25 protein-coding genes and 1 tRNA gene are annotated in these 20,910 nt (G+C 44.1%); 18 read left to right on the top strand and 8 right to left on the bottom strand.

Annotated features, from left to right (window positions below; translation table 11 throughout):
• Window positions 1-3: 3 nt before the first annotated feature.
• The 5 genes from BM358_RS08690 (at window position 4) to BM358_RS08670 (ending at window position 6,501) form a co-directional block, all read left to right on the top strand.
• On the top strand, window positions 4-1,524 hold the full coding sequence (locus tag BM358_RS08690; RefSeq protein ID WP_028540499.1) for an extracellular solute-binding protein: 1,521 nt from the start codon (window positions 4-6) through the stop codon (window positions 1,522-1,524).
• 131 nt (window positions 1,525-1,655) lie between these two features.
• Window positions 1,656-3,017, top strand: coding sequence for a glycoside hydrolase family 28 protein (locus BM358_RS08685; protein WP_028540500.1), 1,362 nt, complete (start codon window positions 1,656-1,658; stop codon window positions 3,015-3,017).
• Between the two features lie 23 nt (window positions 3,018-3,040).
• Window positions 3,041-3,925, top strand: coding sequence for a dienelactone hydrolase family protein (locus BM358_RS08680; protein WP_028540501.1), 885 nt, complete (start codon window positions 3,041-3,043; stop codon window positions 3,923-3,925).
• Between the two features lie 25 nt (window positions 3,926-3,950).
• Window positions 3,951-4,907: a pectinesterase family protein gene (locus tag BM358_RS08675; protein ID WP_023989413.1), complete on the top strand. Its 957-nt coding sequence runs from the start codon at window positions 3,951-3,953 to the stop codon at window positions 4,905-4,907.
• 16 nt (window positions 4,908-4,923) lie between these two features.
• Complete coding sequence (locus BM358_RS08670; RefSeq protein ID WP_028540502.1) at window positions 4,924-6,501, top strand: glycoside hydrolase family 43 protein; 1,578 nt, start codon at window positions 4,924-4,926, stop codon at window positions 6,499-6,501.
• Window positions 6,502-6,565: 64 nt separating this feature from the next.
• On the opposite strand, the gene BM358_RS08665 is transcribed toward BM358_RS08670, so the two are convergent.
• Window positions 6,566-7,453: a LysR family transcriptional regulator gene (locus BM358_RS08665; RefSeq protein ID WP_023989411.1), complete on the bottom strand. Its 888-nt coding sequence runs from the start codon at window positions 7,451-7,453 to the stop codon at window positions 6,566-6,568.
• A 118-nt stretch (window positions 7,454-7,571) separates the two neighbouring features.
• Here BM358_RS08665 and BM358_RS08660 point away from each other — a divergent pair, with 118 nt between their 5' ends.
• A complete protein-coding gene (locus tag BM358_RS08660; RefSeq protein WP_028540503.1) occupies window positions 7,572-8,597 on the top strand; it encodes a YeiH family protein in 1,026 nt (341 codons plus the stop codon).
• Between the two features lie 239 nt (window positions 8,598-8,836).
• Complete coding sequence (locus BM358_RS08655) at window positions 8,837-10,381, top strand: GH25 family lysozyme (protein WP_028540504.1); 1,545 nt, start codon at window positions 8,837-8,839, stop codon at window positions 10,379-10,381.
• A gap of 71 nt (window positions 10,382-10,452) precedes the next feature.
• Here the strand turns inward: BM358_RS08655 and BM358_RS08650 are convergent, their stop codons facing one another.
• Window positions 10,453-10,719: a DUF2642 domain-containing protein gene (locus tag BM358_RS08650; RefSeq protein ID WP_025719729.1), complete on the bottom strand. Its 267-nt coding sequence runs from the start codon at window positions 10,717-10,719 to the stop codon at window positions 10,453-10,455.
• A gap of 168 nt (window positions 10,720-10,887) precedes the next feature.
• Between BM358_RS08650 and BM358_RS26745 the strand changes: the two genes are divergently transcribed.
• Complete coding sequence (locus BM358_RS26745; RefSeq protein ID WP_013371969.1) at window positions 10,888-11,016, top strand: hypothetical protein; 129 nt, start codon at window positions 10,888-10,890, stop codon at window positions 11,014-11,016.
• A 189-nt stretch (window positions 11,017-11,205) separates the two neighbouring features.
• Here the strand turns inward: BM358_RS26745 and BM358_RS08645 are convergent, their stop codons facing one another.
• Both BM358_RS08645 and BM358_RS08640 read right to left on the bottom strand, forming a co-directional pair.
• Window positions 11,206-11,436 (bottom strand): LSm family protein, encoded by a 231-nt coding sequence (locus BM358_RS08645; RefSeq protein WP_028540505.1) that lies wholly within the window; start codon window positions 11,434-11,436, stop codon window positions 11,206-11,208.
• A 112-nt stretch (window positions 11,437-11,548) separates the two neighbouring features.
• Window positions 11,549-12,214, bottom strand: a complete 666-nt coding sequence (locus BM358_RS08640) for a cupin domain-containing protein (RefSeq protein WP_023989406.1) — start codon at window positions 12,212-12,214, stop codon at window positions 11,549-11,551.
• Between the two features lie 457 nt (window positions 12,215-12,671).
• On the opposite strand from BM358_RS08640, the gene BM358_RS08635 reads away from it, so the two are divergent.
• From BM358_RS08635 to BM358_RS08610, 6 genes are all read left to right on the top strand, one after another.
• Window positions 12,672-13,325, top strand: a complete 654-nt coding sequence (locus BM358_RS08635; protein ID WP_023989405.1) for a cell wall hydrolase — start codon at window positions 12,672-12,674, stop codon at window positions 13,323-13,325.
• Window positions 13,326-13,509: 184 nt separating this feature from the next.
• Window positions 13,510-13,860, top strand: a complete 351-nt coding sequence (locus tag BM358_RS08630; protein ID WP_013311042.1) for a hypothetical protein — start codon at window positions 13,510-13,512, stop codon at window positions 13,858-13,860.
• Window positions 13,861-13,891: 31 nt separating this feature from the next.
• Window positions 13,892-14,878, top strand: coding sequence for a ketoacyl-ACP synthase III (locus BM358_RS08625; RefSeq protein WP_023989404.1), 987 nt, complete (start codon window positions 13,892-13,894; stop codon window positions 14,876-14,878).
• A gap of 201 nt (window positions 14,879-15,079) precedes the next feature.
• Window positions 15,080-15,628 carry a GNAT family N-acetyltransferase gene (locus BM358_RS08620; protein ID WP_023989403.1) on the top strand — a complete coding sequence of 183 codons (549 nt, stop codon included), beginning with the start codon at window positions 15,080-15,082 and terminating at the stop codon, window positions 15,626-15,628.
• Between the two features lie 133 nt (window positions 15,629-15,761).
• Window positions 15,762-16,865, top strand: a complete 1,104-nt coding sequence (locus tag BM358_RS08615; protein WP_023989402.1) for a glycerol dehydrogenase — start codon at window positions 15,762-15,764, stop codon at window positions 16,863-16,865.
• Between the two features lie 185 nt (window positions 16,866-17,050).
• Window positions 17,051-17,266, top strand: a complete 216-nt coding sequence (locus tag BM358_RS08610) for a hypothetical protein (RefSeq protein ID WP_013311038.1) — start codon at window positions 17,051-17,053, stop codon at window positions 17,264-17,266.
• A gap of 71 nt (window positions 17,267-17,337) precedes the next feature.
• Here the strand turns inward: BM358_RS08610 and BM358_RS08605 are convergent, their stop codons facing one another.
• Together BM358_RS08605 and BM358_RS08600 are read right to left on the bottom strand one after the other, a co-directional pair.
• On the bottom strand, window positions 17,338-18,369 hold the full coding sequence (locus tag BM358_RS08605; protein WP_023989401.1) for a glycosyl hydrolase: 1,032 nt from the start codon (window positions 18,367-18,369) through the stop codon (window positions 17,338-17,340).
• A gap of 31 nt (window positions 18,370-18,400) precedes the next feature.
• Window positions 18,401-18,679 (bottom strand): hypothetical protein, encoded by a 279-nt coding sequence (locus tag BM358_RS08600; RefSeq protein ID WP_028540506.1) that lies wholly within the window; start codon window positions 18,677-18,679, stop codon window positions 18,401-18,403.
• A 353-nt stretch (window positions 18,680-19,032) separates the two neighbouring features.
• On the opposite strand from BM358_RS08600, the gene BM358_RS08595 reads away from it, so the two are divergent.
• From BM358_RS08595 to BM358_RS26410, 3 genes are all read left to right on the top strand, one after another.
• On the top strand, window positions 19,033-19,215 hold the full coding sequence (locus BM358_RS08595; protein WP_023989399.1) for a hypothetical protein: 183 nt from the start codon (window positions 19,033-19,035) through the stop codon (window positions 19,213-19,215).
• 52 nt (window positions 19,216-19,267) lie between these two features.
• Window positions 19,268-19,594, top strand: coding sequence for a YnfA family protein (locus BM358_RS08590; RefSeq protein WP_023989398.1), 327 nt, complete (start codon window positions 19,268-19,270; stop codon window positions 19,592-19,594).
• Window positions 19,595-19,689: 95 nt separating this feature from the next.
• The gene (locus BM358_RS26410; RefSeq protein WP_023989397.1) at window positions 19,690-19,842 is read left to right on the top strand and encodes a hypothetical protein; all 153 of its coding nucleotides are present in this window, start codon (window positions 19,690-19,692) and stop codon (window positions 19,840-19,842) included.
• A gap of 76 nt (window positions 19,843-19,918) precedes the next feature.
• Here the strand turns inward: BM358_RS26410 and BM358_RS08585 are convergent, their stop codons facing one another.
• On the bottom strand, window positions 19,919-20,107 hold the full coding sequence (locus BM358_RS08585; RefSeq protein ID WP_023989396.1) for a hypothetical protein: 189 nt from the start codon (window positions 20,105-20,107) through the stop codon (window positions 19,919-19,921).
• A gap of 130 nt (window positions 20,108-20,237) precedes the next feature.
• Window positions 20,238-20,396, bottom strand: a complete 159-nt coding sequence (locus tag BM358_RS08580; protein ID WP_013311032.1) for a hypothetical protein — start codon at window positions 20,394-20,396, stop codon at window positions 20,238-20,240.
• 246 nt (window positions 20,397-20,642) lie between these two features.
• Between BM358_RS08580 and BM358_RS08575 the strand changes: the two genes are divergently transcribed.
• Window positions 20,643-20,728 (top strand) — tRNA-Leu (locus BM358_RS08575).
• The last annotated feature ends 182 nt before the right edge of the window (window positions 20,729-20,910 follow it).

The raw sequence follows: 20,910 nt of genomic DNA, 5'->3' as shown, positions 1-20,910 counted from the left end.
ACGATGAAAAAGGGAATCACGACGAAAAAGGGAGTATCGGGCCTTCTTGCTGTACTAATGGTCATGAGTGTTTTTTTAGCTGCTTGCGGTGACAAGGGAGCTGAGGATCAAAGCGGCCAAACCTATGATCCGAAGTCCAAACTGGAATTTACCTGGTTAAACGTATTGCATACAGCTTCTCCGCCTACAGAAACGATCAAAAGCAAAATTGAAGAATACACCAATTCTAAAATCACGTTCAATTGGGTGCCTGACGCTTCCAAAGAGGAGAGAATCACTACCGCGCTTGCATCCGGCGAATTGGCCGATATGGTGACTCTGACGATGATGACAAATTCTTCAGTACGAAGCTCTTTGAAATCAGGGCTATTCTGGGATGTAGGAAAGTATTTGGATGATTATGAAAATTTGAAGAAAATCCCGCCTGAAGTTCGGGAAGCCGCATCCATTGAAGGGGTACTGTATGGCGTTCCGTTCCAGAAGAATCTGGCTCGGGCGGGTCTGGTCATTCGCCAGGATTGGCTGGATCGCTTGGGACTGAAGGTGCCGACGACACTGGATGAGTTGTATGAAGTTGCGAGAGCGTTTACAGAAGATGATCCGGATGGAAATGGAAAAAATGATACGACTGGGTTTGTTGACAGATCGGATCTACGCTACAGCAGCTTCAAAACTTTAAGTTCCTACTTTGGCACACCTAATGGCTGGAAAGTAGATGAAAGCGGAAAATTTACGCCGGAATTTGATACTCCTCAATATTTGGAGACCTTAAAGTATTCCAATAAATTATACAAAAATGGATATCTTTCTAAAGACTTTGCTGTAACCGCTAAAACGGACCAGCAGCAACAATTTGCACAAGGTAAAGCAGGTATTTATACAGGCATGATCGATATCTCTAACCTCAGAACCTTGTCCCAAGGCTTACAAAAGGGGCTGAAGCTGGTACCGGTTAACAAGATTTCGAATGGAGATGGCAAATACCACGTATGGTCTGAGGGAAGCGGGGTAGGAGGTTTGCTGGCATTTCCGAAATCCGAAGTAAAAACAGAAGCTGAGTTGAAGAGACTGCTGCAATTTGTAGATGATTTAATTGACAAAGATGTATATATGTATATGACCGGCGGTATAGAAGGCACTCATTATAAGATCGAAAAAGATGGAGCCTTCAAAATTACGAATACAGATTTGTGGCAAGCAGATGTTCAGCCGTTTTCAAGCTCCAGACCAAGTGAAGTGACCTACAACTTAAAAGATGCCAATCCAGAGAAGGAACTGGCTAATGAATTAGTCCGAGAAAATAATGAATTTGCTGTTCTGGACCCGACCGTTCCACTGGATTCAGTCACCGCTAATGAGCAAGGAACAGAGCTGGAGAAAATCATTACCGACGCCTCCTTCAAATTTATTATGGGTGAGCTTGACGAAGCCGGGTTTAAAGCAGCCGTAGAAAACTGGAAAAACTCCGGTGGATCACGGATTACTGCTGAGTACGAGGAAGCGTATAAGAAAACGAAAAAATAATAGTTGAGCATGGCTGTTGCCCCCTGACTCCTTGAATGATTTCTTGGATGTTGAAATCCGGGGGCAGCTTATGCTTTTCCAATACAAAATGGATCTAACATTCACAAAATATAAAGACAGGAGAGAACGAAATGCAATTGTATAACATTGTAGATTATGGAGCAGTTCAGGATGGCACGACGCTGGCTACGGGAGCGATTGCGGCTGCGATTGAAGCGGCCAGCAATGCTGGAGGAGGAACCGTTTTTGTTCCGTCTGGGACGTATCTGACAGGTGCTATCTTTCTGAAAAGTAACATTGAGCTGCATGTAAGCCCTGGCGCAACTCTGTCCTTTAGTACTGAACTGGCTGATTACCCTGTAGTAGAATCCAGATGGGAAGGCGTTCAGCGGGAAGTGCATGCGTCATGCATTTATGGGCAGAACCTTGAGAATATTTCAGTTACAGGTAGCGGAACGCTGGATGGAAATGGTCAGCCGTGGTGGGAAAAGCACCGCAATCATCCAGAGGAGTTACAGTATCCGAGACCCAAATTAATCAGCTTTGACCGTTGTCAGCGGGTTACCATTAAAGATGTTATGTTAAAAAATTCCCCCAGTTGGACTGTAAACCCCATCGCTTGCTATAACGTTACGATTGATAATTTGTCCATTCTTAACCCGGCGGACTCCCCCAATACGGATGGCATTAATCCTGAATCCTGTTCCAATGTTCGTATTAGCAACTGCAATATAGATGTGGGCGATGATTGTATTGCGATCAAAGCAGGAACTGAAGATACACAAGAGCGAATTCCATGTGAAAATATTACGATTACCAACTGTACGATGGTGCATGGACATGGCGCAGTCGTACTGGGAAGCGAAATGAGTGGTGACATTCGTAATGTTACGATCAGCAATTGCGTGTTCAAGCAAACGGATCGGGGCATACGTCTGAAATCCAGACGAGGACGTGGCGGAACCATCGAGGATATTCGCGTCAGCAACATTGTGATGGAAGATGTAATTTGTCCATTTATTCTGAATCTTTATTATTTCTGCGGCCCTCGGGGCAAAGACAAATATGTGTGGGACAAAAATCCCTATCCGATTACCGATGAAACCCCGTGCTTTAGACGAATCCATTTTTCCGATATTACGGCACGACAGGTTCATGCGGCTGCTGGATTCTTATACGGACTTGCAGAACAATATATTGCTGAAATTACATTTTCCAATATTGATATTTCTATGGCTAAAAATGCAATTCCCGGTCGTCCGGCCATGATGACAGGGATAGAAGATATGAACAACCGTGGTTTTTATCTAGGTAACGTGAAGGATATTCGTTTTCAACATGTGACGATTGAGAATCATGAAGGTCCTGCCTTTTATATTGAAAATGGGGAAGACGTTGAAATCAATCGTTGCCATTCGAAGAATACAGCTCAGCCCGAAAAGCTGATAGAACAAGTAACGATACAACCTTCTGAACAAAATATGATGAATTAGGAGGGCATGAAAGGAGGTACAACGTGGATAAGTTGAAAGCATTGTTGGGAGACCTTCCGGCAGATCGCTCTGTAACGGCAACTCTGCTGAATCAAGAAGAGCGTGAGGGATATCGACTGGAGTGTCTCCTGCTGGACTTGAACGGGATCGAGTCTGTACCCGCTTATGTAGCTACACCCTTACAAGGGAACGGTCCGTTCCCATTGGTCGTTTTTAACCATTCGCATGGAGGCAATTATACGAACGGGCGCAAGGAACTGATCCATAGCAGTTCTTACTTGCAGCAGCCCTCGTTTGCTACAACCCTGACAGACATGGGGTACTGCGTATGCTGCATTGACATGTGGGGCTTTAATGAACGTGGAGGCAAAACCGAGAGCGAGCTGGTAAAGGAAATGCTCTGGCAGGGCCAAGTGCTGTGGGGCATGATGCTGTATGATAACCGTCGTTTGGTGGATTATATGTGCCAGCGTGAGGACATTGATGCTTCTCGTATCGGAACAATCGGTATGTCGATGGGTGGACTCATGGCATGGTGGATGGCTGCGTTAGATGAACGGATACAGGTCACGGTTGATATTTGTGGACAGGTAGATGCCCATACGCTGATCGCCAAAAGGGGATTGGACCATCATGGCTTCTACTCCTATGTCCCCGGCTTGCTGAAGCATTTTACCACCTTGGATATTCAAAAGCGGATCGTACCTCGTCCACGGATGAGTATAACAGGTCAAAATGACCGGATGTGTCCTATTGAAGGAGTCGAGCATTTGGCAAAAGGGCTGCTGGAAGCTTACCAGGAGGCAGGTCACCCTGAGCATTGGCAGCCTGTGATTGCGGGCGGTGGACATATGGAGACGTTGGAAATGCGAACGGCGTGGCAGTTATTTTTAGCCGAACACCTGTAAATCAAATGAAGGGATCGGGGTAACCATGCTAGTTGGAAAAGAATCCTTTTGTGATTTCCATACGATTCAGGAGGCGATTGCTGTATTGGAGCAGTCGGCTTCCAACGAAATGGAAACGCTAACTATTTTATCAGGTACTTATGAGGAAGAAGTACGAATTTACCGTTCATATCTTCATATTATAGGCATCGGGCAGGTAGAGATTCGAATGGATCGGTATGCCAAGGAGCGGGATGAAGCGGGTGAGGAAATAGGGACCTTTGCGACACCTACTTTATTTTTAGGCGGTAGCCATCTGATCTTGGAAAATCTCACGATTTCCAACACGGCAGGACAGGGAGAAGCCATTGGGCAGGCTGTTGCGGTATACGCTCATTGTGATGAAACGGTCTTTAGAAACTGTACCTTTAAAGGGCACCAGGATACTTTATTTACAGGCCCTCTACCTCCTGCACCGAAAGAACGACTCCAGTTTGGTGGAATCCATTTGAAGGAGCATCATAGGCACTATCGGCAGCTCTATCAGCATTGTTATATAGAGGGTACGGTGGACTTTATTTTTGGTGGGGCTACCGCGTATTTTGAAGATTGCGAAATTCGCAGTTTACGCCATCATAAGAACCAAACGAGCTACGTTACAGCTGCCTCTACGCCGCAAGGACAAGCGTATGGTTATGTATTCAACCATTGCTACCTAACTGCAGAGCCTGATATTACTCCGGTTTTTTTGGGGCGTCCGTGGCGGGAATATGCCAAGACCGTATTTGTCGATTGTAAAATGGGCGATCATATTGACCCACGTGGCTGGGACAATTGGGACAATGTTGCGAACGAGAAAACCGTCTGTTATCAAGAATATAACGGACACGATGAAGTTGCTACGTTACGTAAGCAGCGTGTTCCGTGGGCGGATTGTTTTGAAGCGGGAACAGAAGCATGGAGCAAGGAACAGGTTTTTGCTGAAGTTACATTTTGGAAGTAAGGAGAAGTGAGGTCTCATGATGATCCAAAATCCCATATTAAAAGGCTTTAATCCCGATCCGTGTATTACACGTGTCGAAGATACTTACTATATTGTGGTGTCATCGTTTGAGTGGCTGCCTGGAGTGCGGGTGTACCAGTCCAAAGATTTGGCAAATTGGGAGCATTGCACAGATATTTTGACCGATCAGGTTGACTTAAGAGGTAATCCTAAAAATTGTAGCATTTGGGCACCGCAGCTTAGCTATGCAGATGACCTTTTTTATCTGCTCTATACGGATGTGAAAAGCACCAAACGTCCGTTCAAGGATGTTCATAATTTTGTGATGACGGCGCCTACGATCCAAGGACCGTGGTCGGACCCCGTTTATCTTAACAGTAGCGGATTTGATCCGTCTTTATTTCATGATGAGGACGGACGTAAATGGCTGTTGAACGCATTGTGGGATTACCGCATGTTGGAAAGCAATAAATCTTCCGGTATAGTCATGCAGGAGTATGACAGCAAGCAACAACAGCTCATTGGCGAGCCTGTTAAAATCTTTGATTGTACTCCTTTAAAGAAAACAGAAGCGCCTCACATCTACAAGCAAAACGGATATTATTATCTTGTTACAGCGGAAGGCGGAACGGGTACGGGGCATGCCGTTACCGTAGCACGCTCGAAGCAGATATCCGGGCCATATGAAGTAGACCCGCACAACCCAATGCTTACGTCACGTGATCAACTTGATTTCCCGTTACAATGCGCAGGACATGGCAGTCTTGTACAAACACCAGACGGCGAATGGTACATGGCTCATTTATGCACACGTCCAGTAGAGGGGAAATATGCCATTTTAGGACGGGAAACAGCCTTGCAGCAAGTGTACTGGAATGATGAAGGCTGGCTCCGATTAACTGCTGGGGGCCATACACCTCAATTGGAGGTACCCGCACCTCAAGGGATGTTCTCGGTTAAGCAAGAGCAGCAGAGTTATGTTTTTGAGGATTTTTTCGAGGGACCCACATTAGATAAAACGTGGAACACATTGCGTATCCTGGCGGACGATAGCTGGTGTTCATTAAGCCAGCGCCCAGGCTACCTTCGCATTCTGGCTGGAGAATCCATTCAAAGTCTGTTCCAGCATCACGTGCTTGCCATTCGGCAAACGGATCATCATTTCCGGGTAGAAACAGCATTGGAGTATAAGCCGACAAGCTATTTACAAATGGCGGGGCTACTACTGTACCTTAATGAAGAAGATTATTTGTATGCCTATATTAGCTATGAGGAGGGGCAAGGGAAGGTACTGCGCATGATGCGATGTGAAGCCAATACATTTACCTTAGTTCCTCAAGCAATTACGCTTCAGGACGATCTTCCTATACATTTAGCTGTGGAAGTCCATGCATCCCACGGGCAATTTTATTATGGAGTCGGAGACAAACCTGCTTGGAAGCGGCTTTTTGAAATGCAGGATATCAGCTTTTTATCCGGGGGTTTTACAGGAAATTTTGTAGGTATTGCTGCTCATGATATGCAACAATTCCAAGGAAGCTACGCTGATTTTTCTCATTTCTTCTATCATGGTAAGGATCATCTTTCCTCATAAAAAAACATGATAATGATTATGTTGAAAGCACCTTAATGGGTGCTTTTTTCGTTGTTTCTGCACTTTACCTTTTCACATTATAACTTCGCAAAATCTCCAAAAAAGCGGTGCTTGCTTTCGTTTCAAATGTCGAAGAAGGAGTTAGGAAGGAGAATTTTCGAATAACCGGAAGATTACGAATATCCAGTACTTTTAATGTTCCCAGAGCAAGTTCCTTCTGAATGACCCATTGGGACAGCAAAGAAATCCCCAAGCCTGCTTCTACAGACTCTTTGATGATCTGTGTACTGCCAAAATTCATCATATGAGAAGGGGAGAACTGAAACCGTGCAAACATTTTTTCAGCCGCTTCCCGGGTTCCAGAACCTTCTTCCCGCAGAATCCAGATGTCCTCTTGCAGCTCACTTACATCCACTTGAGATTTACCAGCCAAACGGTGATTTTGCGGAACGACGATATACATTCTATCATCAGCAAATGATTCGATGTGTAAATGGTCATGCTGAAATTCTCCTTCGATAATGCCTACATCCAGTTGATTATGGATCATGAGTTTTTCAATTTCCTGGGTGTTGCCGATGGTAATGGAGGGCTGAATGAGTGGATACCGGACCCTCATTTGCGCGATCACATGCGGCAGCACATATTCGCCATACGTGTAGCTTGCGCCGATCGACAGGTTTCCTTTTGCTGTATGCATCAGCTCGTCCACCAAATACTGCATCCGTGTATGGAGACGGATAATCTCCTGAGCATGATGATACACAATTTCACCTGCTTTGGTTAAGCGTACATACTTATTGCTACGCTCCAGGAGGCGGGTTCCTACGCTACGTTCCAGCGTTTGAATATATTGACTTACCGCAGGTTGGGTCATGTGTAACACCTCGGCAGCTCGTGTGAAATTTTGTTTCTCCGCGACCATAACAAATACGATTAAAGATTGGTCCAAGGCCCATTCCTCCAAATTCATCATATCTATTTACTTATTATCATTATTATAATGATTTATTTTTCTTATGACAAAAAACATATTAAGCTGGATGCATGTAGAATTGGAGGGGTTCACCATGAACAGTCATACACAACACACCAAATTATTTTCGAACAGAGGTCGATTATTCCAGCGTATATTTGGCATTGTCCTCACGATGTTATTTGCTTTGGCAGGCTATGGCCTGAACGAATTGCCAGACTTTCATTATGTAGGTCCATTGGCTTGTGCCATGTTTCTCGCTATTCTGTACCGACAGTTGTGGGGATACCCTGAAGCTGTGCGCTTGGGAGTTGAGTTTTCAGCAAAGAAAATACTACGTGGAGCTATTGTGTTATTTGGGCTGAAGTTGAACATGGATGTTGTCATTCATCATGGACTTGGTTTACTTTTGCGTGATGTGGGCACTGTTGTATTTTCCATCTTTTTTACGGTTTGGTTGGCAAAACGTTTCAAGGCAGATGCTTCGCTTTCGCTTCTTCTTGGTATTGGAACAGGAGTTTGCGGTGCAGCAGCGATTGCAGCGGTTTCTCCCTTGTTAAAATCCAAAGATGAGGATACAGCCATAGGGGTAGGACTCATTGCCTTGGTTGGAACGGTATTTGCCATTTTGTTTACTGTGCTTCGGCCCTGGCTTCCTTTGACGGATATGCAATATGGAATCTGGTCGGGTATCAGTTTACATGAAATTGCACATGTGGCCTTAGCTGCAGCGCCTGCCGGACAGGATGCACTTGCAATGGGCTTATTAGCCAAACTGGGGCGTGTTTTCTTACTCATACCGCTCAGCTTTGTTTTAATGGTTTGGATGAAACGAACTGGAAAAATTCGTACAGACGCTAAAGTGGAGTTCCCCTGGTTCCTCATCGGCTTTATGGCTACAAGTATTGTGGGCAGCTATGTTTTTGGAAAATATATTGTAGTTCCATCTAGTCTGACGAACGGAATTTCTCAAGTTACCACCTTTATGTTAACGATGGCTATGGTAGGCATGGGGCTGAATGTGAGCTTTAAGGCTTTGCGGGAGAAAGCAATGCTTCCCTTACTGGTACTGTCTGTTACTTCGATCATTCTTATAGGGTTAACATTTTTAACAGTGTGAACATGAAGTATTCGTTTGTGATAAGATTGCTAGTAAACTAGATTAATAAAACTGGAAAAAGCTCTGCTTGCTGTATAGCTGGCAGAGTTTTTTAGTACTTTTGTATGATAAGACTGAAATATATACTGAATCAATCGTAACTTTTTACATATGATTCGCGTCTATCAAAATGGAGGTCCTGAGAATCATAGAGTGCAAGAATTTCATAAGCGAAAATTTAGAGAATGGTAGGGTACATAATGAAGAAAATTTGTTTATTTGCTTTTTTGTTTCTGTTTCTACTAGCATTTCCAAGAGAAAGTCATGCTGCATCTTCGAGTTCACATCTTCAGTTGGATGGTAAAGATATAAGTGTTGGCAAAGGTGTTCAGATTCAAGAAGTAAAGGGGAATGTACTGGTTCCACTCCGTCTCATTGTAGAGGAATTGGGTTATAGCGTGAATTGGGAGTCCAAGACAGGGACCATAACTATACATAAGCAAAATCTTAACCTCAGTCTTCAGGTCAACAATCCCATAGCCTCTGTCAATGATCATCAAATTGGATTGGCTGTAGCGCCTTTGCTTAGAGAGGGGACGACTTATGTTCCGCTTCGCTTTGTGTCTGAACAGACAGGGATTGATGTGGCCTGGAACAACGAGCTTAAAACTGTGTTCCTGACGACTCCGCCTACTTCAAGCGACAATAGCGAGTCCACTCATGATCATTCTGCTACTCCAGCTGTAAGTAATCCTAAAGAGAGTGCGCGTACAGCTATAAACCAAATTAGCTTCGCTAATCACCAATTGACTATAGCTGTTAATGGAAAAGCAACCCCCAAAGTAACTACGTTGACTCATGCAGACCGTATTGTTGTAGACATACCTAGTTCAACGTTTTCTGAGGAATTTCTAGCATCGCAATCATTTGACAGTAGTGGACAAGGAAGTTTTCCAGTCACTGAAGATCCAGATGTTTCCCAAGTAAGATACTCCATGTTTAGTACAACCCCCGCATCGGTACGTATTGTGGTTGACCTTAATCACAGCACACCCTTTCATGTACTCAATGCGGATGATGGTAAGGTTGTTATAGCGTTGGATCAGGAAACGGAGGAGCCATCAACTACCGAGGACGTTATACCTACCATACCTGTTGTACCTGCGATTTCTTCTGATGGACACGCGCAAGGAATTGACGTCTCACACTATAATGGCAATATTGATTGGCAGCAAGTGGCAGCGGCAGGTAAGACATTTGCTTTTATTAAAGCTACAGAGGGCACAAAATATCAAGATAATCAATTTTTGATAAATGTACAGGGTGCCAGAGATGCTAACATCTTGGTTGGCGCTTACCACTTTTTGAATGCTACTACCGCGGATGGAGCTCGTCAGGAAGCAGCTAATTTTGCAAGGGCTATAGATTCAGCAGGAGGCAGGCTAGATCTGCCCCCTGTGATGGACTATGAAAATAACCCCAAAGGTCTTACTCCTGCACAAATTAGTGAAGTGGCTCATGCCTTTTTGGATGAAATGGAGAGGCTTACCGGGCGTCAGCCAATCGTATACACGGGCAATGTTTTTGCTTCCAAGTTTGATCCTACATTTTCTATGTATAAACTGTGGGTAGCCCGATACAGCACTACGCAAAAGCCGACCGCGGTTCCAGCTTGGAATAACTGGTGGGCTTGGCAGTACAGTAGCACAGGCAGTGTTCCGGGTATTCAAGGCCAAGTCGATTTGGATGAATACAACGGAACGATAGATGAACTCCGGGCTTCACTGGCAGGAGAGCTCGATTAGCAAAATCATATCATGATCAATCCTCGCGAATCCGGAACGGGATCTGCGAGGATTTTTAATGTCTGATTTGTTTAGTTGGGCATGATCCATACGATTTCGCTGATTCTAACAAAGAATTTTTTTCCGTATACATCTAAAATGACGTGGTCGGGCTTACAATCGACTACGCATCCATCAATTCTGCCACGTGTTGTCTCAAGTACAACGTACTTGCCGATCACCGATTTTAATGTTTCTACGACGTATGGATCTACAGGGTGCACCACGACGTGGTGAGAGGTAGGATGGTGAGGAAAAGGTTGATTAACGTTGTAATTGAGCATTTGATTTGAATTCAATTGCTTCACTCCTTCAAGATTAGTTGTGTTATCCTATGCTCCTGCCTAGGAAAGGTGTAGGCTAATGCCCATCAGCGAAAACATTCATAACATTGCCGAAAAGCCCGGTCCATAGGAAAGCTCAATACATAAGCTATGTTGTACCTTGAATTGAAGGAGGCAATGACCATGAGTGAATGTGAAAGAGGTTGTGGTGGCGGTTCAGTAGGGGGCTACCCAGGAGTATGGACATCGACAGGAGCTATCCTGGTACTGTTCATTTTGCTCGTTATCATTACTAAGTCTTTATGGGTTTAAATTGAAATGAGTAGCTTAACCCCCCATCGGTATATAACCGATGGGGGGTTAAGTGTTTTAGAGGATGGAACGTATGATAAAACACCTCAAATAACAGCGTACAGGCCCTACACAAACTGTGCCGGGCTGGGCAGCTGTCATTTGAGGTACATTGGCATCTATAGACAGGAACGGACAATGGAACAGAGATTAAATTAACGCAATCGCCAGCAGGGTGAACAAGCTCAAAGTTAAGATTTGATTCCCATACCCGTAGCCAGGATAAAAGGCAGACGTTTGTACACGTCCGTTCCGTTCTGTTTTTAAGTACACATTATTACGATCCACATCCATAATGGTTCCTTCGTACTGTTTTCCGTCAACGGTGAGAATACGCACTTTTTTATTCATGCAGTTCAAACAGTTGTAATAAGCGTCCATTCCATCACCCCCTCTTATACATTGGCATTTTATGAGAGGGACGGTCTTATGGTAACGGCGAACATACAGGGAAAAGGTATTCCCTCGAACTTAAGGCCTGACTAGAGTTAGCCTATTCTTGATAGGGATTAAAAGAGAAGCCAGGATATCCATTGGTATGGGCGTAACCTCTTTGGGGGGCGACCTGAGGGTGGGGTGAAGTATCGGCAAGCCTTACATGTATCCCAGGTTTTCGGGGGGGCTGCTGCTTGCAGTCATTGGGAGGACCGATGATGACAGGCTTTTTAATTGGGGCGAGTGCTTCCTGAATCTTATTCTCATTCAGGCAGTAAGTATGAGCCAGAATGTTACTTGGCGTTAGCCGCAAAATGTCGGAGCCCAGTATGAATTCAGGGGTCGGAGCATTAAAAATGGTCAACAAATGAGTGTTGTCCATCGTGGCGACCAGATAATGCCACCATCCCTGAGGAACGTTAGCCACTTGGCCAGGTGTGATCGGAAAATGTCGTAACTCGAGGGTGAAGGGGTTAATCAGTGACACGGTTACTGCTCCAGAGATGCAGTATACCAGTTCTGTGGCATTTTGGTGATAGTGAGGCTCCACAACATTAGCTGTGCTAAGGCGAATATCCAGCAGCGATACATTCGCCAATGTATTCAGCTGCTGGATCGACAGCTCGTTGATCGAGTTTTGAGCATCCTTCTGAAACAAAACATTGTCTCTTAAATCATAGGTAAATTGTACAGTAGGGGAGGTGTAATCCATATATGAATCCACGCGTCGTTTCCTGCCTTTCTATTATTCGAAATTTGATGATCGTACGCTACCCTATGCATACGCCCATGTATGTGTGCGCGGATATGTGATTTGAATTAGTAGAAATCAGGCTCCGGTCCCGGGCAAGTTGAAGCGAAAAATAGCGAAAAAAGTCACGTATTCAAGTGTGGTCAGAACATGATCCATTGTTCTTAATACACGTCATCCCTTTAGGGATGGCGTTTTATTTGCTTGGGTAGTCTTAGGACCAGAGCCGGATGATACGTAAATGCGGCTTATGGTATACTGCAACGGACGTGTGAAAGCATGATTGTCCCATTCCGTATGTAGCCACGCGTCATTTCTGCAGCTAGGCATAAGTTATGTCATAAGAAACATCATCGGATAAACGTCCCTGAGTTGTACAGGCCGGAATGGTTGCACCGGACAGAACATGAAAGAGGAGGTTGTCTGGAATATGAAAAAGTTATCTATTTTAATCCTGTCCTGCGCATGTATGTTAGGTACTGTATTGTCAGTCGCACCAGGACAAGCACAAGCACAAACGTCAGCTTTGAAGAAAGGGGTTCAAAGCGAACGGGTGCTGGAGCTTCAACAGCAGCTTCATTCGCTCGGTTATTTCAAGGCTGGGTTTACTGGGTACTATGGTTCTCTGACCAGTAAAGCGGTGGCTCGTTTTCAACGGGATAACGGTCTGACACCTGATGGAGTAGCCGGAGCGGCTACACAAGCCAAGCTGGAATCCTTCGGAGAGGTGCGCGTAACCGCGCTGGATCAACTGGCTCGTATCATTTATTCTGAGGCTCGCGGGGAATCGTTTGAAGGTCAAGTGGCTGTCGGCGCTGTCGTATTAAACCGTGTTCAGTCCGGTGAGTTTCCAAGCTCGATCCCGGACGTTATTTTGCAGCCTGGTCAATTCACCGCTGTACAGGATGGTCAATACCGCCTGAAACCCAACAAGACTGCGTACCGTGCAGCCAGACAGGCACTTAATGGTGCTGATCCGACCAATGGGTCCTTGTTTTATTACAACCCGGCCATTGCTACAGCCAAATGGAGTAAAAGTCGCCCGGCTGTCATCTCACTCGGTCGCCATACGTTTACGAATTAATTTCATATGAGAATACGCAAATTTCTAGCCGTCAGTTGCTTCTTCTAGGAGCAGTGACGGTTTTTTATATTCACAAATTTGTAATATTTTAGTGGTGAATTATCTGATTTAATATTAAAAATTCTACCTATTATTCCGATACTCTTAATAGACAAAAAAATGAAATTAAAGGAGTCCTTCTAAAATGAGTCAACATCCTTACACTATCGAAGTAGATCAAGCCATGAAAACGGTACATATGGCGGTGAATGGAGTTTTTAGCCAGGAGGAGTATGATAGCTTTGTAAAAGATTATGTAGCCAAAACCTCATCCATTCAGGCGTCCAGCTTTACACTCAAGGTAGATTGTACCCAGATGGCACTTTTGGGTCCGGGAGAAGTGGAAAAATTGAAGGGCTCATTTGTACGTTATAAAGAAACTGGATTTACCAAAGTAATCTTTGGCATCAGCCTTCAACAAACCATTATTAAAATGCAGCTTGGTCGAGTAGCACGCGAAGCAGGATTAAACAACGTAGATATTGTTGTACAATAATGCGCTGATGTATGTGTAAGGGGGAAGCCTGATGAGCCATATCAAAATAAAAGCACTGGGTGTGTATCATCCGTCCCATTCGTTGGATAACGAATACTATGTTCGCCATTTTGACGAGCAGGGCAAAGATATTCGACGCTTCATGGAGCATATGGGTAGAAAACAGCGTTATATCATTGATGATCCGAACGAAAACGGTCTAACAATGGGAATTGCGGCTGCGCAAAAAGCTCTGGAACAGGCTGGTATGACAGGCCGTGACGTGGATATGATCGTGTTCTCCACTCAAGTTCCTGAGTCACTGTTTCCGATGAATGCATTGTTTGTTCACCAGGCGATTGGGGCCAGACATGATGTGGCCGTGATGGATTCCAACGCGAATTGTGCAGGGATGACAGTCGCTGTCGATCAAGTCAGTCGGTCGATGTTATCTAATCCTGACGTGCGGACAGCGCTTATTATCGGTTCGGATTATAATTCACTCATTTCCGGTCCGGAGGATGAGATTACTTATGCGAACTATGGAGATGCTGCATGTGCGGCTATTTTGGAGCGTACAGAAGAAGACACCGGATTTATAGATTCTATGTATTTTACGGACCCAGTCAATATAGATAAAATTTTGTACCCGGCTCAGGGGTTAGCGGCGACACTCCAAAGGAACGCCCCCGGAAAATATATTCAGTGGCTTCCGTTCGACGCCAATATGGCCTTGCCTCCTACATTTGATCTGCTTGAACGCATTTTAAAAAAGAATGGGCTGACGCCTCGGGATGTACGGGCTTATTGTCTGTCTCAGTTCTCGTTAGCAAATGTATTGAAGATTCAGGATCACTTGGAGCTAGAGGATGCCCAAATGATTTATGTGGGTGATCGATATGGTTACACAGGTACCAGTAGCCCGTTCATTGCTCTATATGAAGGTATTGAATCGGGTCGTATCCGGCGCGGTGATTATGTACTGTTCTGGACGATTGGAGCTGGATATCAACTGGTTGCTATGTTATTTAAATACTAGGAATATGAAGACCTTGCAGCTGCAAGGTCTTTTTGTGTATCACACAATGACAACTGTAATGATTTGGTTGTGTTATGTTTGATTATTTTGTAAAATTTAAACATTGAGTACATAAGGGAGAGCTTATATTGCGGACATCGGATAGCATGACAATTATGACAGAAAACATGGCACACAATTCATAATAGGAGCTGAAGGGGCATTAAGATCGAAAATTTATTTTATGGAGAACGAATAAAATTGGCCGCAGTCAGGGAAGAAGATGCCGAAGTGATGTTCAAATGGGGTGAGGATGCGAAGTATCTGCGAAATGTAGATACGGATTTGGCGCTCCCTTACACGTTGAAACAGATGGAGTCAGAAGGATCTCCCAGCTCTAACGAGGTCTATTTTCGATTAAGAACATTGGCAGATGATGTCTTGATCGGATTTGTTGCTATCCACGGAATTGAGTGGAATAATCGCAGCGGGCAGCTGGCAATAGGTATAGGTAATACGGACTACCGTGGCAAGGGCTTTGGGGCAGAAGCTGTAGGTCTCATTCTTCGTTATGCGTTTTATGAGCTCAATTTAAATCGGGTCGGCTTGGATGTGATTGAGTACAATACACAAGCGATCCGAACTTATGAGAAGGCGGGGTTCCAGCTTGAGGGTAGAGTTCGTTCTGCTGTTCTTCGTGATGGTAACAGTTATGATCGTATCATGATGGGTATCCTGTATTCTGAATGGCGCTCGACTGTTCAAGTATAATAGATACACAATTTGTTCATAAAATATTCCATAATAAGCCTTTTAATAACGTGAAAAGAGGTTTATAGTTAAAGGGTCACATGCCCAAATCATTATTAATTTGAGTATGAGTCAAAGCTGAGGAGGAATTTACATGGCAAACGTTGTAAGGTCCGTTACTTCACCCAAGAAATTTATTTCTGGACAAAATCTACTCTCGTCGTTAAATGACTATATTAAGGATTATGGCGATAAAGCCTTTGTCATTTGTGATGAGTTCATACTTGAAAGGGCTCAAAAGGAGGCAGGTGCTTCAATTGAAGCAGCTGGTAACCAGGTGGTCTTCGAGAAATTCCAATATGAATGTACAAAAGAAGAGATTGATCGTAACCGTGAATTGGTGCGTAAACATGGTTCGAACATTATCATAGGGATTGGCGGGGGAAAAACGTTGGATACCGCCAAGGCAACCGCTTATTATGAAAAGCTGCCTGTTGTTATTTTCCCAACGATTGCTTCTACAGATGCTCCTTGTACCGCGCTTGCGGTTATATACAAAAAAGATGGCTCTTTTGATGAATATCTGTTCCTGCCTACTAATCCAGACGTTGTACTGGCGGATACAGGCATTCTGGCAGCAGCGCCTGCACGTTTCTTTGCAGCTGGAATCGGTGATGCACTGGCCACTTATTTTGAAGCTCGTGCTTGCTATCAGGCTAACGGGGATAACCTGGTTCTGAACAAGCCTTCCACTACAGGATTGGGACTTGCTCGTCTTTGTTATGATACGTTGCTGGAAAATGCTGTGAAGGCCAAACGTGCTGTGGATCGGAAAGTATATACTCGTGCGGTGGAGGATACGATTGAAGCTACCATTTATTTGAGCGGTGTTGGTGCAGAATCAGGTGGGTTGGCAGCAGCACACGCCATTCATAACGGCATGACGGCTGTTCCTTCGCTTCATAAAGCACAGCATGGTGAGAAAGTTACATTCGGTTTGTTAACCCAGCTAGTGCTGGAAAATGCACCGAAAGAAGAACTGGAAACCGTGATTAAACTGGTTAAGGATGTAGGCCTTCCATTGACGCTTCGTGACTTGGGTGTAGAGGAATTTGTTGAGGCTGAATGGCGCCAAGTGGCTGAAGCTGCTTGTGCATCGAATGATACAATGGTCAACATGCCGTTCCCGGTTAGTCCTGCTGACGTGTACAATGCAATCATTGCAGCGAATGCAATAGCAGAATCCTATCAAGAATAGTTCTTCCTAAATCACGAAAATGGGTTTACAAAAACGGGTCTGTCACATCACTGGCAGACCCGTTTCGTTTACGTGCACTAACATGTGAAACGAAAGAGGGTACCAGGGACTTATATCCTATCTTGTTCTGACCGATATACATGTAACAGGGAAATTAGGTTGGTTACACAGCAGGAGGAGATTTGATGTTGGTGCATGGTAAAACACGTAGGGGCAACTTGTACATCCATATGTCCAGCGGTTTTCACAAAATTGGAGATTATCGGGAAGAATATTCTGTAGCACCGGGTGATCGGCTGATGTCTAGACTGTCCAAGCGGATCTACACCATTGTATCCGTACATCTTGGTGAAGAGGCGTATGCCGATATTGATCTAGAAGAGGTTATTAGAAATAGTTAGAGTGCTTTATTTGGATTTGGTATAAAAAAGCTTCCACTTTGCTCCTAGAGCGAAGTGGAAGCTTTTTTCTTTCAGCGTAGGGACTCATGAAGAAGGTCTCGTGTGATGATATTATTTTGGTTCATAAAATGTCTGATTGCTGCTTGTGAATTGGTTGCAGACAGCTCCTTTCCCCATGTCATGGCATAGGCCCAGGCTGGCTGATTTTGCAGCACCTTCGCACTTGGCAGAATATCACTTTCTCCGATTCCCATAGGCTTGCCCTGCGCAAGCTTTAGCAATTCGGTGTAGTAGGAGGGTTTGTAATCATTGTTATAGATATCAGCTGCAAGAATATCTACTCGGTTAATACCTGGGAAGGACAAATTATAGGGAGTGCTATATGCGTTTGGAGCATTGGGACTCCACACCCACAACAGGTTATCCAGATGATGGACATGAGTGAACCGATCATACATTAGATTCCACAACTTAGCATAATTTTGCTTGTTTCCCCACCAAAACCAGTTGCCGTTCATTTCATGATAGGGCCTCCATAAAACAGGTACATCCGCGTCTCGTAAGGTCTTAAGGGACAAAGCCACCTCATCCAGATCAGCGATCAGTTGTTTATATTGCGGGGTACCCGGCGTGATGTAACGATTAAATTCAGCTTGAGTAATTTTTGCTTGTACGTTTTTCCACGTTTTAGGTTTGCCAGGAAGCGCCTGATGGAAGGTAACAGCTACGATTCCGCCGTCCTGACTCCATTGGATAGCACTATTCACAACATGCTGACGTTGCTCTCGTAGGGCTGTACGGGACTGGTTAGCCAATCCTCCAAACTCATAGCCGTGAAGTCCTGCGTATTGTCCGCTGATTTGTTGTAGCTTGTTATTTTGTTCATCCGGTGCCTCTAAGTAATCATGCTGCCCGGAAATTAGCATATCATCCGGTACATTAGATAGGTAGGCAAGTAATTGCTTGGCTTTGGCAGAGGCCTGAACATTAATTGGCGGGGCGGCATCGGCAACAATGAATGATTGCTGAGAGCCGCTGAAGAGTAAAACAAGCATTAGCAGTAGCACCCTCTGTAACCAAAAGCGTGTTGAGTGAGATTTCATGGCGCTCCTCCTTTGATGCATGGTAATGGGATTAGTATTTTTCTTTTTGCTTTCTAAGCTGTATATAGGCGCTAATAATAATCACCAGCAGACTAATCGTGGCCCATCCATTGAATTCCTGTAAGTGTATCCAGTTATCCCACACAAGGAAACCTAAAATTACAACGAGCAAACCCATTGCAAGATACATTTTGGTTTGTGCTGGACGTTGGGTTCGTTTTGAAATCCAATGTATGATGCCGAGAACGATGGCTGCCTGAAATAAAAATATGCCCATCATCATTAAACTTGCTATAAAGATTGGGGACATCGGTATCCTCCTCCTGGGTTTACAAACAGAATATGCAGGTTGTAACCGGGATGTGGATTCTTAGATGTCAATTTAATTATAAGTTGAGTAAACAAATGAGCGCTGGTTACGATCTTGAACAAGTTGACTAAATTATACCATAACTACCGTCCTGCAATGAAAGACGTCTAAATACCCACTCTACCTTGATTCGACATCATACTTTATATTCAGCGAAATATTGACATATGGATGTACACTTCACATATATGAAGATGCAATCAGAAATATATGTGAAGTATATGCATAAGAGCAACGCGAAATCGACGGAAAAGTTTGGTATGATTAAAGTGGATTGAAAAGGAGGTGCTCTTATGAATGAAGAAAACAGACCATTCTCTAGGTCAGCAGATGCTGAAGGAGCCAAAGCGAACTTTGATGCCAATCAGCGGAAGCTTCTCTCCGAGGGAGTGCCTAGCTTATGGCGTCAGGTCAGCAACCTGCTGATTCTGGTTGGCGTGATTGCATTGATTATCCTTTTAGGTCGAGTGCTCTAATGAGATATCCAAAAAAATCGAAAAGAATTTGAAGAATTAGGGATGTGAAATGGTGTTAAAGGCAGCTTTACTTTTTATATTGGCTGGCATCGCTGAAATTGGAGGAGGATATTTGATTTGGCAGTGGCTGCGTGAAGGAAAGACATGGTATGTCGGACTTTGCGGCGGAGTAATCTTGGCTGTGTATGGAATCATTGCTACCTTTCAGGTTTTTTCCTCCTTTGGGCGTGTATATGCAGCATACGGAGGTGTCTTTATTGTTCTTTCCATTGCATGGGGCTGGTGGATTGATAAAAAGACACCCGACTTGTACGATTTCATTGGTGGATTGATTTGTTTGGTCGGTATAGCTGTAATCCTATTTCCGCGATCAGGATGATAGGACGAAAAACCCTATTTTATTTTTGAAAACATGACTATAGGTCTACAAAAATAAGCTTCATATTCCGAAATAGAACTTAAGGAGGGGGTTCTATGAACTGGAATCAAATGAAGCTTAGATTGAAATTTGGTAGTGCTGTACCGAAGAGTGAAGGTAATTTCTCTTTTGGTATCATGTGTGGACTCTTAATCAGCATCGTGCTGTGGATATCAATCATTGGCTGGATCATGCTGATCTTTAAGTGATTTTACGAAATCACTGTACATATCAAAACAAATGAATTAAGGACTGCTCACAAACCTGTGTCTTATTACCCATGCTTTATTTTGTGAAATCGTTACGTAACTTGTCTATCCCGCGACCTATGGCTTCATCAATCATATCAGTAGCAGCAGGTGTATCTGCATCGGTGTCAGGAATGCGATTAAATCCTGGCTCGCGCTTGTCCAGGGATTGTTTATGTTCGATTTGATCGTCAGTACGATTCTTTTCAGAGTTATTATCTCTCATAGCACATCACAGCTCCTTTTATTAGGCATATTCAGCTTCTATACTTTACATAAACGCTTGTGCTCCAGACTAAACGTTGATAAAAATAAAACCGGGAGGGAGTAAATCCCGCCCGGTACTTCCCAAACAACTAGCGATGCTCAATCAGATCAATCGCTCCCAGAACAACATGAGCCAGTCCGAAACCGAGAATGCCTGTAGCTGCAAGTTTGTACTTACTGCTCAGCAACACAGCGCCTGAAGCCGATACTACCGTTCCAAGAACAGCTGGAATCATACCTTCACGCATTCGTAACACCCCTTCTGGTAGTTTGGAAAGACGTTTATTAGTGTAATTCAAATGTGCACAAGTTATACAAAAAGAGAATTTTATTATTTTTTTAAAAAACACTTTACAATTCGATAAAATTATCGTATTATATGTTGGTGCCCAATTGAACGACATTTACATAATGAGAACACTTCTTAATCAGATGCGTGTTTCTCAGATACTTGTAAGACAAGTAAGTGTGAAGATTAGCGTTCCTAAATTTATGCCGGGGTGGCGGAATTGGCAGACGCACAGGACTTAAAATCCTGCGGTAGGTGACTACCGTACCGGTTCGATCCCGGTCCTCGGCATTTTTGATTTATAACGGACACATCAAAGTTAAATGAACGTAAATAACGCGAGGTTCTGTGTACCTGCGGAATACTCCGTAACAGGTATGTAGGATCAACAAAAAAACGTCTCACCGTTAACATACGGAGAGGCGTTTTTTGTTTTGGAAAAATTAAGCGATCTTGTAACAGAGAGTTGGAGC

This window comes from Paenibacillus sp. cl130 (assembly GCF_900116035.1).
GTDB classification, from domain to species: Bacteria; Bacillota; Bacilli; order Paenibacillales; family Paenibacillaceae; genus Paenibacillus; species Paenibacillus polymyxa_B.
The sequence above is the reverse complement of the archived record's forward strand: the minus strand, read 5'-3'. Positions and strand labels throughout refer to the sequence as shown.